14 protein-coding genes are annotated in these 14777 nt (G+C 71.4%); 3 read left to right on the top strand and 11 right to left on the bottom strand.

The annotated features are described in order from the left end of the window. Positions 1 to 51 precede the first annotated feature (51 nt). The 3 genes from ACFZBT_RS34995 to ACFZBT_RS34985 all read right to left on the bottom strand — a co-directional run bounded on the left by ACFZBT_RS34995 (position 52) and on the right by ACFZBT_RS34985 (position 3115). Complete coding sequence (locus ACFZBT_RS34995; RefSeq protein ID WP_391112531.1) at positions 52 to 744, bottom strand: alpha/beta fold hydrolase; 693 nt, start codon at positions 742 to 744, stop codon at positions 52 to 54. Beyond that, positions 741 to 2351 (bottom strand): cytosine permease, encoded by a 1611-nt coding sequence (locus ACFZBT_RS34990; protein ID WP_391112529.1) that lies wholly within the window; start codon positions 2349 to 2351, stop codon positions 741 to 743. The genes ACFZBT_RS34995 and ACFZBT_RS34990 overlap by 4 nt, the downstream gene beginning before the upstream one ends. Before the next feature lie 206 nt (positions 2352 to 2557). Then, a complete protein-coding gene (locus tag ACFZBT_RS34985) occupies positions 2558 to 3115 on the bottom strand; it encodes a hypothetical protein (protein ID WP_391112528.1) in 558 nt (185 codons plus the stop codon). 324 nt (positions 3116 to 3439) lie between these two features. On the opposite strand from ACFZBT_RS34985, the gene ACFZBT_RS34980 reads away from it, so the two are divergent. Next, the gene (locus ACFZBT_RS34980; RefSeq protein WP_391112525.1) at positions 3440 to 3874 is read left to right on the top strand and encodes a protease inhibitor; all 435 of its coding nucleotides are present in this window, start codon (positions 3440 to 3442) and stop codon (positions 3872 to 3874) included. 154 nt (positions 3875 to 4028) lie between these two features. On the opposite strand, the gene ACFZBT_RS34975 is transcribed toward ACFZBT_RS34980, so the two are convergent. The 4 genes from ACFZBT_RS34975 to ACFZBT_RS34960 all read right to left on the bottom strand — a co-directional run bounded on the left by ACFZBT_RS34975 (position 4029) and on the right by ACFZBT_RS34960 (position 7029). After that, entirely contained in the window at positions 4029 to 4235 is a 207-nt protein-coding gene (locus ACFZBT_RS34975) for a CDGSH iron-sulfur domain-containing protein (RefSeq protein WP_184587059.1), read from the bottom strand. Beyond that, the gene (locus ACFZBT_RS34970) at positions 4216 to 4869 is read right to left on the bottom strand and encodes a HemK2/MTQ2 family protein methyltransferase (protein WP_391112522.1); all 654 of its coding nucleotides are present in this window, start codon (positions 4867 to 4869) and stop codon (positions 4216 to 4218) included. Before ACFZBT_RS34970 ends, ACFZBT_RS34975 begins: the two co-directional genes overlap by 20 nt. A gap of 21 nt (positions 4870 to 4890) precedes the next feature. After that, positions 4891 to 5904 carry an iron-containing redox enzyme family protein gene (locus tag ACFZBT_RS34965; protein WP_391112658.1) on the bottom strand — a complete coding sequence of 338 codons (1014 nt, stop codon included), beginning with the start codon at positions 5902 to 5904 and terminating at the stop codon, positions 4891 to 4893. 114 nt (positions 5905 to 6018) lie between these two features. After that, positions 6019 to 7029 carry a Ppx/GppA family phosphatase gene (locus ACFZBT_RS34960; protein WP_391112519.1) on the bottom strand — a complete coding sequence of 337 codons (1011 nt, stop codon included), beginning with the start codon at positions 7027 to 7029 and terminating at the stop codon, positions 6019 to 6021. A 134-nt stretch (positions 7030 to 7163) separates the two neighbouring features. Between ACFZBT_RS34960 and ACFZBT_RS34955 the strand changes: the two genes are divergently transcribed. Both ACFZBT_RS34955 and ACFZBT_RS34950 read left to right on the top strand, forming a co-directional pair. Then, entirely contained in the window at positions 7164 to 7505 is a 342-nt protein-coding gene (locus ACFZBT_RS34955; protein WP_391112516.1) for a metalloregulator ArsR/SmtB family transcription factor, read from the top strand. Between the two features lie 6 nt (positions 7506 to 7511). Then, positions 7512 to 8039 (top strand): SRPBCC domain-containing protein, encoded by a 528-nt coding sequence (locus ACFZBT_RS34950; protein ID WP_391112513.1) that lies wholly within the window; start codon positions 7512 to 7514, stop codon positions 8037 to 8039. A 4-nt stretch (positions 8040 to 8043) separates the two neighbouring features. Here ACFZBT_RS34950 and ACFZBT_RS34945 read toward each other — a convergent pair whose 3' ends face one another. The 4 genes from ACFZBT_RS34945 to ACFZBT_RS34930 form a co-directional block, all read right to left on the bottom strand. Next, on the bottom strand, positions 8044 to 10866 hold the full coding sequence (locus ACFZBT_RS34945; RefSeq protein ID WP_391112510.1) for an NHLP bacteriocin export ABC transporter permease/ATPase subunit: 2823 nt from the start codon (positions 10864 to 10866) through the stop codon (positions 8044 to 8046). Between the two features lies 1 nt (position 10867). Further along, positions 10868 to 13099, bottom strand: coding sequence for an NHLP family bacteriocin export ABC transporter peptidase/permease/ATPase subunit (locus ACFZBT_RS34940; RefSeq protein ID WP_391112507.1), 2232 nt, complete (start codon positions 13097 to 13099; stop codon positions 10868 to 10870). Continuing rightward, positions 13096 to 13902: an HlyD family efflux transporter periplasmic adaptor subunit gene (locus tag ACFZBT_RS34935; RefSeq protein ID WP_391112504.1), complete on the bottom strand. Its 807-nt coding sequence runs from the start codon at positions 13900 to 13902 to the stop codon at positions 13096 to 13098. Before ACFZBT_RS34935 ends, ACFZBT_RS34940 begins: the two co-directional genes overlap by 4 nt. A 116-nt stretch (positions 13903 to 14018) precedes the next feature. Continuing rightward, complete coding sequence (locus ACFZBT_RS34930; protein ID WP_189721965.1) at positions 14019 to 14234, bottom strand: type A2 lantipeptide; 216 nt, start codon at positions 14232 to 14234, stop codon at positions 14019 to 14021. Positions 14235 to 14777 lie beyond the last annotated feature (543 nt).

Raw genomic sequence — 14777 nt, 5'->3', positions numbered from 1 at the left:
GAGAACGCGCAGTACGCCGACCATACCGACCGGTAGGCAGGACGGGAGCGATCATCGCCGGGTCGCCGACTCGTGCAGGACGCGTGCCAGTTCGCGCGGGCGGGAGAACATCGGCCAGTGGCCGGTGTCCATCTCGATCAGCTCCCAGCACTCGCTCTCTAGCAGCTCGGCCACCACGGGCATCGGCTCCTCGCCGTCGAGCAGGCATTTGACGTACGTCGTCGGAAGCGCGCCGAGGTCACCGCGCAGCACGGCCGGTTCGGTCGCCGTGGCGCCCGGGTGCGGGGTCGAGCCGTTCACGATGCGGGCGATCTGTTCGTCCGTCAGGTCCTGTCCCGCGTAGTCGGGCGCGGTCTGCGGCGGCCAGAAGCCGTTCGCGGCGATCGCCTCCCGCACGGCTTCGCTCGGCCAGCCCGAGAGGGCCGACTCGCCGTCGACCGGCACCATGGCGTCGACGAACACCACCCGGGCCAGCCGGCCGCCGATCCGCTCGGCGGCCTGTCCGACCGGGACGCCCGCGTAGCTGTGCCCGACCAGGACGACGTCTCGCAGGTCGAGCCGCTCGACCTCGTCGACGATGTCCTGGACGTGTGTCTGCTGCCCCGCGGGCAGCCCCTGCTTCCCGGCGAGGCCCGACAGCGTCACGGCACGCACGTCGTGCCCGGCGGCGCGCAACTCGCCCGCCACCTCCTCCCACGCCCACGCCCCGAGCCATGTCCCCGCCACCAGCACGAAGTTCGTCATGCCGGCAACTTAGCCGAGCGGTCTGACAACGCCCCCTCGGCGCCGGGCCCGGTGATCGGCGGCACGGGCACCTCGACGGTCCGGGCCAGCCGGGCGCCCTCGGGGCCGTACACCGCCCGGGGTTCGGGGAACAGCCACAGCAGGGTCAGGAAGAGCACCGCCGCCACGACCAGCGACAGCGGCAGGCTGATGTCCACACCCCCGGCCAGGCCGCCGAGCGGGCCGACGAACTGCCCGGGGATGTCGGTGAACAGCACACCGAGTACCGCCGCTACCCACCAGGCGGTCATGCCCCGCCAGTTCCAGCCGTGCGCGAACCAGTAACGGCCGCCGCGCTGACGGCGGTTGAAGACCTGGAGCGCCTCCGGGTCGTACCAGCCGCGCCGTGTCCAGTAGCCCAATGTCATCACGACCATCCACGGCGTCGTACAGGTGATGATCACCGTGGCGAAGGTCGAGATGGAGCGCACGAGGTCGAGGCCGAACCGGCCGGCGAAGATGAACCCGATCGACAACGCGCCGACCAGCAGCGTCGCCTGGACCCGGGACAGCCCGGGGAACACGGAGGAGAAGTCGAGCCCGGTGCCGTACAGCGCCGTCGTGCCCGTCGCCATGCCGCCGATCAGCGCCAGCAGGCACACCGGCAGGAAGAACCAGCCCGGGGAGATCGCGAGCAGCCCGCCCACGAAGTCGGGGGCCGCCGGGTCGACGTAGTCCGGTGCCTTCGCCGCGACGATGCTGGCGGTAGTCAGGCCGAACAGGAACGGCAGCAGCGTCGCGAGCTGCGACAGGAACGCGGCCCCGACCACCCTCCGGCGCGGGGTGCTCGCGGGGATGTAGCGCGACCAGTCGCCGAGGAACGCCCCGAACGACACCGGGTTCGACAGCACGATCAGCGCCGCCCCGATGAACGACGGCCAGAACAGGTCCGACGTCGCCGCGTCCGCCGAGTCGGTGAAGACGCCCGCGTACGACGGGTCGAAGTCACCCCCGAACGCCACCGCGCCGAGCAGGAACAGAGCGCTCGCCGACGTCACCGCGATCTTGTTGACGAAGAGCATGAACCGGAAGCCGTACACGCAGACGGCGAGGACCAGCACCGCGAACAACGCGTAGGCGACGGCGTAGGACAGGTCGTCCCGGGCGAGTCCGAAGAGCCGGTGTGCGCCGCCGACCAGGGCGTCACCGGAGCTCCACACCGAGAGGGAGAAGAACGCGACGGCCGTCAGCAGGGACAGGAACGAGCCGACCACCCGGCCGTGCACCCCGAGGTGCGCGGACGAGGAGACGGCGTTGTTGGTGCCGTTGACCGGGCCGAACACCGCCATAGGACACAGGATCAGCGCGCCCGCGACGACCCCGAGGATGGTGGCCGCGAGACCCTGCCAGAAGGAGAGGCCGAACAGGATCGGAAAGGCGCCGAGAACGCAGGTGGAGAAGGTGTTGGCGCCGCCGAAGGAGAGCCGGAACAGGTCCAGCGGGGTCGCGGAGCGCTCGGCGTCCGGGATCCGGTCGACGCCATGGGTCTCGACCTCCGTCAGGGACGGGGGAGACGCGGCGGGGGAGAGGGGGTCGGCGTCTGCGGGGCGTTCGGCCGGCGAGGACAAGAGGGCTCCAGCGGGGACGGATCGGCGGAGCGCGGTGTGACGCGACGGCTTGAGCGGACGGCCGCCCGCCGGCGCCGGGGTGTGCGGCGGCGCGCGGATGCCGTCCTCATGGGGTCTGCCGACCGTAAACGATCACCGGTCGGCGACGCCAGAGGACGGATCATCCATTCTCGGCGTCGCTGTTGGACGATTCCTCCACTCCTCGGTCACTCCTCGCCGTCAGCTGGCGGCGTAGGGTCCGGCTCGGCGTCCGGCCCCTGCGCCCGCACCCGCTGCACGTGTTCGAGGGAGTCGCGCAACTCCGCGAGCCAGTCGTCCGTATGACGCTGGACCAGACGCACGCACCAGGCCAGCGCGTCGCTGCGGCTGCGGGCGACGCCGCCGGCGATCAGGGTGTCGAGGACCTGGCGCTCAGGCTGGCGCAGCCGTGTCATCACCGGCGCGGCCACGTGGGTGAAGAGCGTGCGTCGGCCGCCGCACTCCACGCCCCAGGACACCTTCCGTCCGAACCGGTGCTCGGCCTCCCGGGCCACGGCCATCCGGTCCTTGCGGGTGCGCTCCCGGAACTCTTGCACCCGGCTCGCCAGGGCCGCCTCCCGTTCGGCGTCCGGAGCGTCCTGAGCCAGCCGGGGTTCGGGGATGCGGCCGATCACGGTGATCTCCTCGCGGTCGACCGTGAGCTCGGTCATCTCCTCGAAGAGGTCGTCGGGAACGCGGCCGGCGAACCAGCCGCGCAGCTTCTCTCTCTGTTCTTTCGTAATCATGTAATGACGATTACTCGACCTGAGCATGAACACAAGGGGATGCGAAGTGGTCGGCTGAGAGCGGAATCGGAATGTTTCAGGCCTATTAACGAACAGCCTGGAATCGGCCATCTGGCCGCATCGTGCTCCCGGAGGCCGTGCGGTTACGGGCTTCGTCCGTCCGGATTCCGTAACTTCACGCCACTGATTCAATACGCAATGTTACTGAAACCAGTGGGGTCGATGTGTGTTTCGGCGGTGGACTCGGCAGACTCGCGCTCGCCGATCCGGCACCGACCGAGCATGGATCGGCACACCCTGTAATCGAGCGGAAGGATGCACACAATGCGGAACACCGCGCGCTGGGCCATGACCCTCGGCCTGACGGCCACCGCCGTCTGCGGACCCCTCACCGGGTCCGCGCTCGCCAGTCCGGGTCAGGCCCCCACCGCGCTCTACGCCCCGTCGGCCCTCGTACTCACGGTGGGCCACGGTGAGAGCGCGATCGCCGTGACCCCGGAACGCGCGGTCACCCTGACCTGTGCCCCGACGTCCGGCGGCACGCACCCGGCCGCCGGCTCGGCCTGTGCGGAACTACGGGGTGTCGGCGGCAATATCGACGCCCTGACCGCCAGGGACGGAGTGATGTGCACCAAGCAGTACGACCCCGTGGTCATCACCGTCGACGGTGTCTGGCAGGGCCAGCGCGTCTCCTATGAGCGCACCTTCTCGAACGACTGCGTGAAGAACGCCCACGGCTCGGGCCTCTTCGCGTTCTGAGACCGGGATCGTGCGGTTCCCGTGAAACAGGCGGCCCGTTGCTGGGGAGCCGGGTTGCCGCAGCGGGGATCCGCGATCTCGTACAAGGGGGCCGGCGGGCGGAGTGGGGCCGCCCGTCGGCCCCCGGGCTTTGTCCCGGGGGCGGGCCCCCGGGTCACGCCCGGTCGCGGTGGCTCGTGTCGCACCACGGATAGCGGCGGCTGCGGCGGCAGGTGCACAGGGCCACACGGAAGCGGTCGGAGCGGACGACGGAGCCGTCCTCCAGCTCCACCTCCACCGGGCCCTCCACCAGGAGCGGGCCCTTGCGCTGGACGGTGACGCGCCGCGGCGGCGCGGACCGGTCAGACGGGGAGTTCGGCACGGACGACCACCAGCTCTTCCTCGTTCTCGGCGGCGGACAGCAGTCCCCGCTGCCGCAGCCAGCGTTCCCGGCCGCGCAGCACCGGCCCGAACGTGATCCGGTGCCGGCGGGTCACCGCGGCCTTCAGGCCGGACGCGCGCAACTGTCCGACGGTCAGTTCCGGGTCGCTGAGCGCCGACTGCACGAGCAGGAGCACCCCGCCCGGACGCAGCAGGGCGGGCGCCTCCCGGCAGATCCGGTCGACGACCAGGCGTCCGTCAGGGCCCGCGTCCCAGGCACGTGACGCGCCGCGCGGCTTCCCGCCGTCCTCCGGCGCCGGCACGTACGGCGGATTGGCCAGGATCAGATCGAACGACTCCCCGCGCACCGGTTCGAAGAGGTTCCCGTGCCGGATGCGGAGGGGGAGCCCCGCCAGCCGGGCGTTCAGCCGCGCCGCCCACACGGCGCCCCGCGACACGTCCACGGCGGTCACCCGCAGACCGCGGCGCGCGGCCGCCAGGGCCAGTGCGCCGGTCCCGGTGCCCACGTCGAGGACCTCCGCGCCCGGGGGAAGCGGCTCGTCGCGCAGGGCGCCCGCGAGCAACTCGGTGTCGTCCTGTGGGGCGTAGACGCCCGGGGGTGCCAGTGGATTCACGCCGGTCGGGTACCCCGACCCTCAGGAGATATGGGTCATCTCCAGAGAAAGCGGAGCATGAAGTGACGAACGGGACGCGCGCCAGTCGGTGAGCAGCCGGGCGCCGAAGCGGTCCTCGACGAACTCGGTGGCGTCGATCCCGAAGGCGACATCCGGGGCGAGGTGCGGCTCCCGCTCCAGTAGACCGCCGATGACGTCATGGCGCACCACCTGCTCGTGCACAGCGTCGGCCTCGACGTGCTCGTCGTAGAAATGCTCGGCCGCGGGCCCGGCGCCCGTGCGGCGCATCGCCTCGGCGAGCCGCCGCGACCCCGGTGACGAGGTGATCTCGACCGTCGCGAAGTGCCCGACCAGGGCGCCCCGGAGGGACCGGTGCAGGCCGAAGAGGGACATGAGGTTCACCGTGACCAGAGCCTCGGCGGTCGCCGCGTCGAGGTAGCGGCCGTAGGTGGGGTCCAGGCCCAGGTCCGTCATCAGGTCCGCGTACAGCCGCGCGTGCACGCGGTCGGCGCGGCCGCCGCCCCACTCGTCGAACTCCACCGCCGCCATCGCCGCCTTCGCCCGGCCCCACAGCCGCGGCAGCACCCAGGCGTGCGGGTCGGCCTCCTTGAGGTGGTACAGGGAGCGCTGGGCCGCGTACTCGCGCACCTGCCACAGCTCGCCCTCGTCACACAGGAAGTGCGTGACGCCCGTGCCGTGCACGGGCTCGACCAGCAGGCCGCGCAGCGCCTCGTCCACGCTGTCGTGGACCCGGGCGCCGGTGCGCAGCGCGGACAGGAAGCGGTGCTCCAGAGCCGCCCGGGTGCGCAGCAGGCCGGGGTCCCACTCCAGGTCCGGGGCCACGCCCGCGAAGCCGCGGTAGTGCAGCTCGTAGCAGAGATACAGGGCGAGCTGGAGATCGTCGCCGTACACCTGGGCCCGGGCGACTTCCCCGGGGCGGGGCAGCCGGCCCGCGCCCCGCAGGTATGCCTCGACGCCCCTGCTCAGCGGGCCGCGCGGGGTGGGCAGGCGTGGTTCGTCGCGGTCATGCTCCATGCGCGCCGAGTACCCGGGCAGGGCCAGGCCACCCGCCCGGGTCACTCACTCTCCCTGTCGTGCGATCTGGGGGTCCCCTTTCCGTGTCCGGTACGTCGGCTCCGTGCCGCGTGATCAGTTGGCCGCGGCGGCGGCGATACGCAGCGGCACCCGGTCAGGAGGGGTGGCCTCCTCGCTGTGGCATGTCACCTCCGCCCACCAGGACGGGCCGTCCTCGATGTGGCGCAGCAGCACGCCCTCGCGGATCGCCCAGGGGCAGACCGTGACGGACCTGATGCCGGTCAGCTTCATCGCGGTGTGCGCGACCACCGCGCCGGCCAGGCTCTGCGCGGCCCGCGGCGCGGAGATGCCGGGCAGGCGCGCGCGCTCGGCGGCGGGGAGAGCGGCCAGTGTCGTGACCGCCTCCCGTAGCTGCGCGCGGTGCAGTTCCCGGTCCACGAACGGGCCGTGACGTCCGGGTGCGGCGCCGCACAGCCGGCCCAGCTGCTGGAAGGTGCGGGAGGTGGCGACCACGGTGCGCGGCCCCTCCCAGCGGATCCGCGCAGCTACGTCCCGCAGCTGATGGCGGACCCTGCGGCGCAGCGCCCGGACCCGCTCCGGCGACGGCGGGTCCTCGTCCTCGAAGAACTCGTGGGTGAGCCGCCCCGCGCCCAGCGGCAGCGACGCCACGAAATCGGGCAACCGGCCGCGTCCGAAGGCGACTTCGAGCGAGCCGCCACCGATGTCGAGGAGGGCGAGCGGTCCCGACCGCCAGCCCATCCAGCGCCGGGCGCCGAGAAACGCCAGTTCGGCCTCCACCTCGCCCGGCAGGGTGCACAGCTCCACACCGGTACGGGCCCGGACGGCGTGCAGCACCTCGTGCCGGTTCGGCGCGCCCCGCACCACGGCGGTCGCGAAGGCGAGCGGACCGGCCGCGCCCCACCGCGTGGCGGTCCTGCTCGCCTCGGCGACCGCGTCGGCGAGTTGTCCGACCGCCCGCTCAGGGATGGGTTCCCCCGGTGTGACCTGCTCGGACAGCCTGAGCCGCCACTTGGAGGTGTGCACCGGCAGCGGCACACCGGCCTCCGCGTCCGAGACGACGAGTCTGACCGTCTTCGATCCCACGTCCATCACGCTGATTCGCATTGGACGGACGTACCCACATTCGCGCCGGAGCAACGGAAGCGTGCCTGCGGTACGGCGAAGTCACGCCATCGGCCACAAGCGCCCGTGAGGAATATTCCTTGACAGGTATATAACGCCAGAGGCATATTGAAGCCATGTCCGACGCCGCCCTCTGGACCGCCCTCGCCGACCCCCACCGGCGCGCAATCGTCGCGCTGCTCCTGGAGCGGCCCCGGGCCGTCGGTGAGATCGTCGAGGCGTGCGGACTGAGCCAGCCGAGCACGTCGAAGCACCTCAAGGTGCTGCGGGAGGCAGGCCTGGTCCGGGTGCGACAGGACGCGCAGCGACGCGTCTACGCCCTGGACCCCGGCCCGATCGCCGCACTCGACGCCTGGCTCGCCCCCTACCGCAAGCTCTGGAACGAGAGCCTCGACGCACTGGGCCGCCGCCTCGACGAGACGCCGGACACCACGAAACCACCCGCACCGAAGGACTGATCCGCCATGGCAGCCGAACTCACCGGCACCTATCTCACCTTGGACGACGGCCGCCCCGCCGTCCGCTTCAGCCGCACCTACGACCATCCCGTCGACCGCGTCTGGCGGTTCGTGACCGACCCCGACGAACTGGAACGCTGGTTCCCCTCCCGCGCCGAGATCGAGCTGCGCCCCGGCGGCACGGTCAGGTTCGGCGGCGACCCGCACATGGCGGACTCCACGGGCCGGGTCATCGCCGTCGACCCGCCCCGGCACCTGTCGTTCGACTGGGGCGGGGACGAACTGCGCTTCGACCTGGAAGAGACCGACGACAGGCGCACCCGCTTCACGCTCACCAACGTCCTCCAGGCCGAGGACACCGCCGCCCGCAACGGCGCCGGCTGGGAGGTGTGCCTGACCGCGCTGGACGCCAGGGCGCGCGGCGAGCGGACCGCCGGTCCGCACGCCGGGGCCGACGCGCCCTGGCAGGAGCTCTACGCCGCCTATCGCGCGGCCGGGGTGCCCTCCGGCGCCCCCGTGCCGGGACTGGACTGACCCCTCACGCCATCTGCCGTCGCACCAGCTCGTGCAGCCGACCGCTGGTGTCGGCGAGCAGCTGCGCGGGCGGACCCTGCTGGATGACCTTGCCGTCCTCCATCACCACGACCCGGTCGGCGTCCATCACGGTGGACAGCCGGTGCGCGATGACGACCCGGCTCGCGTTGAGCGCCTTGGTGCTCTCGATGACCGTGCGCTGGGTCTCGTTGTCGAGGGCGCTGGTCGCCTCGTCGAAGAAGAGGATGCGCGGCCGGCGGATCAGCGCCTGCGCGATCATCAGCCGCTGGCGCTGACCGCCGGATACGGCACCGCTGCCCGAGACGATGGTGTGCAGCCCCATCGGCATCCGCTTGATGTCCTCGGCGAGGCCCGCCATCTCGGCCGCCGCCATCGCCTCCTCCGGCGTGTACGGCTCGGTGCCGCAGATGACGTCCAGAATGGAGCCGGTGAACGGCTGCGCGTGCTGGAGCACCACCCCGCACTGCCGTCGCACCGCCGACTGGTCGAGAGCCCCCAGGTCCTGCCCGTCGTACAGCACACTGCCCGACAGCGGCCGGTCGAAGCCGATCAGCAGACGCAGCAGCGTCGACTTGCCGCAGCCACTGGGACCGACGACCGCGACGAACTCGCCCGGCTTCACCTCGAACGACACCTCGTCCAGGATCAGCGGACCGTCGTCCGAGTACCGGAAGGAGACCCGCCGGGCCTCGATCGCGCCGGACAGCGGACCCGGCCGCGTGCTCGCCGTCCGCACCTCCGGCGTCGCGTCCAGCACCGGCCGGATCTCCTCGAACAGCGGCAGCGCGGCCACCGCGGAGACGAACGAGCCGGTCAGCTGCGTCACGGCGGTCAGCACCATCGTCACCGAGGTGTTGAACGTGAGGAACGCCGCCGCCGACATCGACCCCCGGGCCGGTCCGGCCAGCAGCATGAACATCAGCAGCGTGCACAGCGGCAGATACACCGCGCCCAGCACCGTCGAGAGGTTCTTGATGCGGCCGACCTTCTGCTGGAGCTCCCGACTGCGCGCGAACTCCGACGCCCACGCGGCGTACGCGTAGTTCTCGGCGGCGGCCACCCGCAGCTTGGGCAGACCGCGCAAAGTCTGGAACGCCTGGTTGTTCAGCTTGTTGGAGAGCACCACGAGACGGCGCTGCCAGCGCACCTGCCACAGCCCCAGCCCCAGGAACACGGCCGCGATGACGACGAGCATGCCGATCGCTGCCATCGCCATCGGCACGCTGAACCACAGCAGCAGCCCCAGGTTCATCGCCCCGATGGTCACCGACTGGGCGACCGTCGGCCCGACCCCCGCCAGCAGCCGCCGGATCGAGCTGATGCCCATGGCCGCGCTGGCCAGTTCGCCGGTGGAGCGCTCGGTGAAGAACCGCGTCGGCAGTCTCAGCAGCCGGTCCCACACGGCCGGCTGGAGCGTGGCCTCGATCCGGCCCTCGATCCGCAGGATGGTGAGGTTCTGCAACAGCATGAAGGCCGCCGCCACCACGCTGCTGAGCATCACCGCCAGACACACCTGCACGATCAGGTTCGTCTGCGCCTTGGGCACGAACTCGCCGAGCACCTTGCCGGTCGCGATCGGCACCATCGCGCCGATCGCCACCGTGACCAGGCCGCTGAGCAGCAGACCGGTCAGGTCGCCGCGCATGCCCTGCATACAGAACCGCAGCAGCCCGAGCGGGCTGAGACTCCGCTCGGGCAGCGGGCGGTAGAACATCACCGCACGCGGCTCGAACTCGTCGGCGTTGGCCTTCTCGATCGGCGTCTCACGGCCGGTCGACGGATGGACGGCGACATAGCCGCCGCGCCGCCACAGCAGCGCCACCGGCGCACCCGACAGGGCCCGGTGCCCGACCAGCGGACCGACGTTGTCCCGCCACCAGCGGCCGTCCAGGCGCACGGCCCGGGCGCGGACGCGTGAGGCCAGCGCGACCTGCTCGACCGGGTCGAGGCGGTCGCCGCCGGTGCCCTTCTGGGTGGGCTCGGTGAGCCTGATCCCGGCCGCCTGGCCGACCAGCTTGCAGGCCGCGTACGAGGCGTCGGCGTCGGCCGAGGTGGTCCGCTTCGAGGACCGCTTGCCGATGGAGGCCAGCAGCGTCTGGTCGGCCTGGGCACGGACCGCCTCACCGGCCTTGATGCCCTCGGCCGTCCGCGTCTCGTGGGTGCGTTCCAGCTGCTCGATCCAGCGGTCCAGCGTGGTCAGCAGCCGGTACTGCTGGTCGACCATGCTCTGCCACAGGCCCGGGTCCATCAGCAGGTCGGCCGCGGCCTCCGCGCCGTACAGCGAGCCGTACTGCACGCTGCCCGGCGGCACCTGCATCCAGAACACGTCGTCGTCCGTGGGGGCCGCGGCCCGCTCGGACGCCATCGGCGCCTGGAACAGGATCGACAGACTGCGGCCGACGCCCAGGGCCAGCGCGTACTCCAGCGGAGACGTCGTCGGAGGCACGTACTGCGGATTGCCGTACTCGTCGTACGACCAGGTCGCGGTGTCGGCGGGCTGGTACAGCTCGCGCAGGCCGATCCGGTGCACCACGCAGTCCCGCAGCGGGCGGGCGACCAGCGTGTGCTGCGGGCCGGGCACCGGGCCGAGCACCAGTGAGCCCGGCTCGAGACGGCCGAGGTGATGCCAGTGGCCCTGCTGGCCGGCGTCCACCGCGAACAGGTCCACGGCGCCGGAGACGACCAGCCACAGCACCTGCGGGCCCTCCAGATCGAGACGGTTGAACCCGGCGCAGTCGATGCGCGAGCCCATCTGCCCGAAAGCGCCCAGGACGAGGTCGCCCTCATGTCCCTGAACGGTCGTCATCTCACCGCTCCCTGACCAGCGTGGCGTACGCGCCGCCGCGCGCCACCAGCTCCTCGTGCCGTCCCCGCTCCACGACCGTGCCGTGCTCCAGGACGACGATCTCGTCGCTGTCGCGCACGGTGCTGAGCCGGTGCGCGATCACCACACAGGCACAGCCGCGCCTGCGCAGGTTGTCCATCACGACCAGCTCGGTCTCCGCGTCCAGCGCGCTCGTCACCTCGTCCAGCACCAGGATGCTCGGCCGGCGCACCAGCGCCCGCGCGATCTCCAGCCGCTGCCGCTGACCGCCGGAGAAGTTGCGGCCGTCCTGCTCGACCTTGCTGTGGATGCCGCCGGGGCGGCGCGTGATCACGTCGTACAGGGCGGCGTCCCGCAGCGCGTCCTCCACCGCGTCGTCCGGGATCGACGGGTCCCACAGGGCGACGTTGTCACGGACGGTGCCCTCGAAGAGGAACACGTCCTGGTCGACGAAGGAGACGGAGGCGGCGAGCGCCCCGCGCGGAATGTCGTCGATGCGCTGCCCGTCGATGCGGATCACGCCCTCCCACGGCGCGTACAGGCCGGAGATCAGCCTCGACACCGTGGACTTGCCGCTGCCGGAACCGCCGACCAGCGCGACCTGCCGGCCCGGGCCGACCGTCAGGTCGAAGCCCGTGAGCAGGGGCTTGTCGAGCGGGCTGTAGCCGAAGGTGATGTTCTCCAGCTCGACATGGCCCTGCAGGCGGCGCGTCGACCCGTCGCCGGAGTCGGGCCGGCCGTAGAGCGGGTCGGCCTTGAAGTTCTCCACGTCCTTCAGCCGGGCCACGTCGGCCGCGAAGTCCTGGATGCGGCCCGCGACGCCGTTGAGCCGGGTCAGCGGGGCGGTGAAGCGGGCGACCAGGGCCTGGAAGGCGACCAGCAGGCCGACCGAGATATGGCCCTCGACCGCCCGCATACCGCCGATCCAGAGGATGAGCCCGCTGTTGAGGGTGGCCAGCGTCGGCGCCACCACGCCCAGCCAGGCGCTCGGCACGCCGAGCCGCTGCTGCTCCTCCAGCGTGGTGGCGTGCTGCCCGGCCCACTTGCGGAAGTAGCCGTCCTCGCCGCCGGTCGCCTTCATCGTCTCGATCAGCTGCAGACCGGTGTAGGCGGTGTTGGTGAGCCGTGCCGTGTCGGCGCGCAGCTTCGCCGTACGGGTCGCGCGCAGCCGTACGACCACGCGCATGGCCACGATGTTCAGCAGCGCCACGCCGATGCCGACGAACGTCAGCTGCGGGTCGTAGGTGTACAGCAGCACGGCGTACAGGACGACCACGATCGCGTCCACGCCCGCCGCCGCGAGGTCGCGGGACAGGGTCTCGGCGACCGCGTCGTTGGACTGCAGCCGCTGCACGAGGTCGGCCGGGCTGCGCTGGGAGAAGAACGTCACCGGCAGCCGCAGCAGATGCCGCAGGAAGCGGGCGCTGGACAGGGTGGAGGAGATGATGCGGCCGTGCAGCAGATTGGCCTGCTGGAGCCAGGTCAGCACCACGGTGAGCAGCACGCACGCGCCCATCGACGCGAACAGCACACCGAGCAGCGAGGTCTGGTTGCCGATCAGGAACTCGTCGATGTAGGTGCGGCTGAGCGCGGGCACCGCTGCGCCGACCGCCACCAGCAGCAGGCTGGAGAGCACCGCCGCGGGCATCGTGCCCGCCGTGCCGCGCAGCCGGGCGGGCATGGCGCCGAGGACGCCGGGCTTGCGGCCGCCCCGGGCGAAGTCCTCGCCGGGCTCCATGACCAGTACGACACCGGTGAAGCTGCCGTCGAAGTCCTCCATCGGGACGAAACGGCGGCCCTTGCCGGGGTCGTTGATGTAGACGCCGCGGCGCCCGAAGCGGCGGCCCATGCCGTCGTAGACGACGTAGTGGTTGAACTCCCAGAACAGGACGGCCGGCGACTTCACCTCGGCGAGGGCGGCCAGGTCCATCTGCATGCCCTTGGCCGTCAGGCCGTAGGAGCGGGCCGCCTTGAGGAGATTGCTGGCGCGCGATCCGTCGCGGGAGACGCCGCAGGCGATGCGCAGCTCCTCCAGCGGGACGTGCTTGCCGTAGTGGCCGAGCACCATCGCCAGGGAGGCGGCGCCGCACTCGACGGCCTCCATCTGGAGCACGGTGGGCGTACGCACTGTCTTCGCGGCGGCCTTGGGCACCTTGCGCTTCGGCGGGGCCGCGCGGCGCCTGCTGCTCCGGGGCTCCTGCGCGGTGGCGCTCATGGCAGCAGCCAGTCGACGGGACGCTGGTCGGTGAGCCGGATCGAGCCCGAGGCCATCGTCATCGAGGACAGCTTGTACGGCGGCCCGTCCGCGGACGACCACTTGTATCCGCTCTTCGTGCCGGACGACTTGTCCAGCCGGACCGTCACGGCCACCGGCCTGCCCTTCTTGGTGAACTGCTCGCCCAGCTGGCTGTCCCCGAGGAACGCGGAGATCTGCTGCGGGGACTGGGCCGCGCGGTCCACCGACTTCACATGGCCGCGCAGCACGCCGTACTCCTGGGTCGGCACCGACTGCACGGTCAGGTCCACCTCGGCGTCGTCGGGGATCGAGGCGGCGTTCTCGGCGGGCACGTAGACGGTCGCGTACAAGGCGTCCTCGCTGTGGGCGACCTTCTCGACGGCGGCCACGTTCGCGCCGGTCTGGATGATCTGCCCGACGGTCGCGGCGAGCCCGGAGACCCGGCCCGCGTCGAGCGCGCGGACGACGACCTCGCCCTTGGCCGTACGGACCTTCAGTACGGGGGAGTTCGCGGTCACCTGCTCGCCCTGCTTCGCGAGCACTGAGGTGACCTGGCCCGCGACGGGGCTCTGGAGGAGGTAACTGCCCTGCCCGTGCGTGAGGATGGCGGGTGCGCTGACGGTGGAGGCCACCGAGCCGGTCACCGCCCACACCGAGGCGGCCGCCATGGCGACCACGGTCACCGAGAGCACGAGCCAGCCCTGCGGGCGGGCGAAGCGCACCGGGAGGTCGAGTTCCTCCGGTGACTGGAGCTTGGCGAGGGCCTGTTGGCGGAACTGCAAGGAACTTCCCTCACCCGTAGAAGAGGTACTTACGGCCGTGACGGAAACGGTCACGGCACCCGAAGAACCCGGAACCGCCGGCTGCGGTTCCGGGAATCAACGGCACAAAGGCTCGATCAGAGGCCGGAGACCAGGCCGGTGACCGGGGCCGTGTTCAGGCCGGTGACACCCTCGACGGTGCCGACGGCGGTGTCGACGACGCCGGAGACCGGGGCGATGCTGTCGACCGTGTCGGTGACGGTGTTGACGGCGTTCACGGACAGGCCACCGGAGATGGCGTCGAGCTGGGCGTCGGCGATCTCGACGGTCTCAACCTGGGGGGTGGAGTTCATGGTGGAACTTCCCTTCATATGGATATCTCACAAGGGGGGAGCGGCCCCCTCTGGGGACAGATGACGGCCGCGACCGCGAGCGCCGGGCACCCGTTTCCGGAGTGCCCTCGCGGCTCCCGCGATGCGATGGATCAAAGCACGCTGCGCGTCCGCGCTTCCAATCAACCAGGCGTCTCACCAGCGAACTTGCGACCCGGCGGTACCCATCCGTGCAGGAGTGCGCACGTCTCGGTGGCGAGTTCTTCACATGCGCCACAGCATCGGCCCGTCCGGCGCCTTGCATCCGGAGGCGGCGAATCCGGCACTCCCGCCCCAAAGGCGTGACAGGCACCTCCGGCTTGTGGATAACCCTCCGCTTGGTGACCGGGTTGAGCATTCGATGTGCAGATTCGCTGAAGTCGGGATTCGACTCGGCATTCGCAACAGATCGTTTCCGCCCGGATACGGATCGTGTCGGTTCGGCGGGTCGCGACGAAGGCCGCGGCCGAAAGATCGTCATCAAGCCAGGCGCGCTTCTGGACCGACTGGGCTCGTCCGCCCGGC

It is taken from the genome of Streptomyces sp. NPDC008137 (assembly GCF_042957035.1).
Lineage (GTDB): Bacteria > Actinomycetota > Actinomycetes > Streptomycetales > Streptomycetaceae > Streptomyces.
The sequence above is the reverse complement of the archived record's forward strand: the minus strand, read 5'-3'. Positions and strand labels throughout refer to the sequence as shown.

Coding starts and splice junctions, on each gene's coding strand:
- ACFZBT_RS34995 (WP_391112531.1), bottom strand. CDS start 744: ATGACGAACTTCGTGCTGGTGGCGGGGACATGGCTCGGGGCGTGGGCG.
- ACFZBT_RS34985 (WP_391112528.1), bottom strand. CDS start 3,115: ATGATTACGAAAGAACAGAGAGAGAAGCTGCGCGGCTGGTTCGCCGGC.
- ACFZBT_RS34980 (WP_391112525.1), top strand. CDS start 3,440: ATGCGGAACACCGCGCGCTGGGCCATGACCCTCGGCCTGACGGCCACC.
- ACFZBT_RS34965 (WP_391112658.1), bottom strand. CDS start 5,904: ATGGAGCATGACCGCGACGAACCACGCCTGCCCACCCCGCGCGGCCCG.
- ACFZBT_RS34960 (WP_391112519.1), bottom strand. CDS start 7,029: ATGCGAATCAGCGTGATGGACGTGGGATCGAAGACGGTCAGACTCGTC.
- ACFZBT_RS34955 (WP_391112516.1), top strand. CDS start 7,164: ATGTCCGACGCCGCCCTCTGGACCGCCCTCGCCGACCCCCACCGGCGC.
- ACFZBT_RS34950 (WP_391112513.1), top strand. CDS start 7,512: ATGGCAGCCGAACTCACCGGCACCTATCTCACCTTGGACGACGGCCGC.
- ACFZBT_RS34945 (WP_391112510.1), bottom strand. CDS start 10,866: ATGACGACCGTTCAGGGACATGAGGGCGACCTCGTCCTGGGCGCTTTC.
- ACFZBT_RS34940 (WP_391112507.1), bottom strand. CDS start 13,099: ATGAGCGCCACCGCGCAGGAGCCCCGGAGCAGCAGGCGCCGCGCGGCC.
- ACFZBT_RS34930 (WP_189721965.1), bottom strand. CDS start 14,234: ATGAACTCCACCCCCCAGGTTGAGACCGTCGAGATCGCCGACGCCCAG.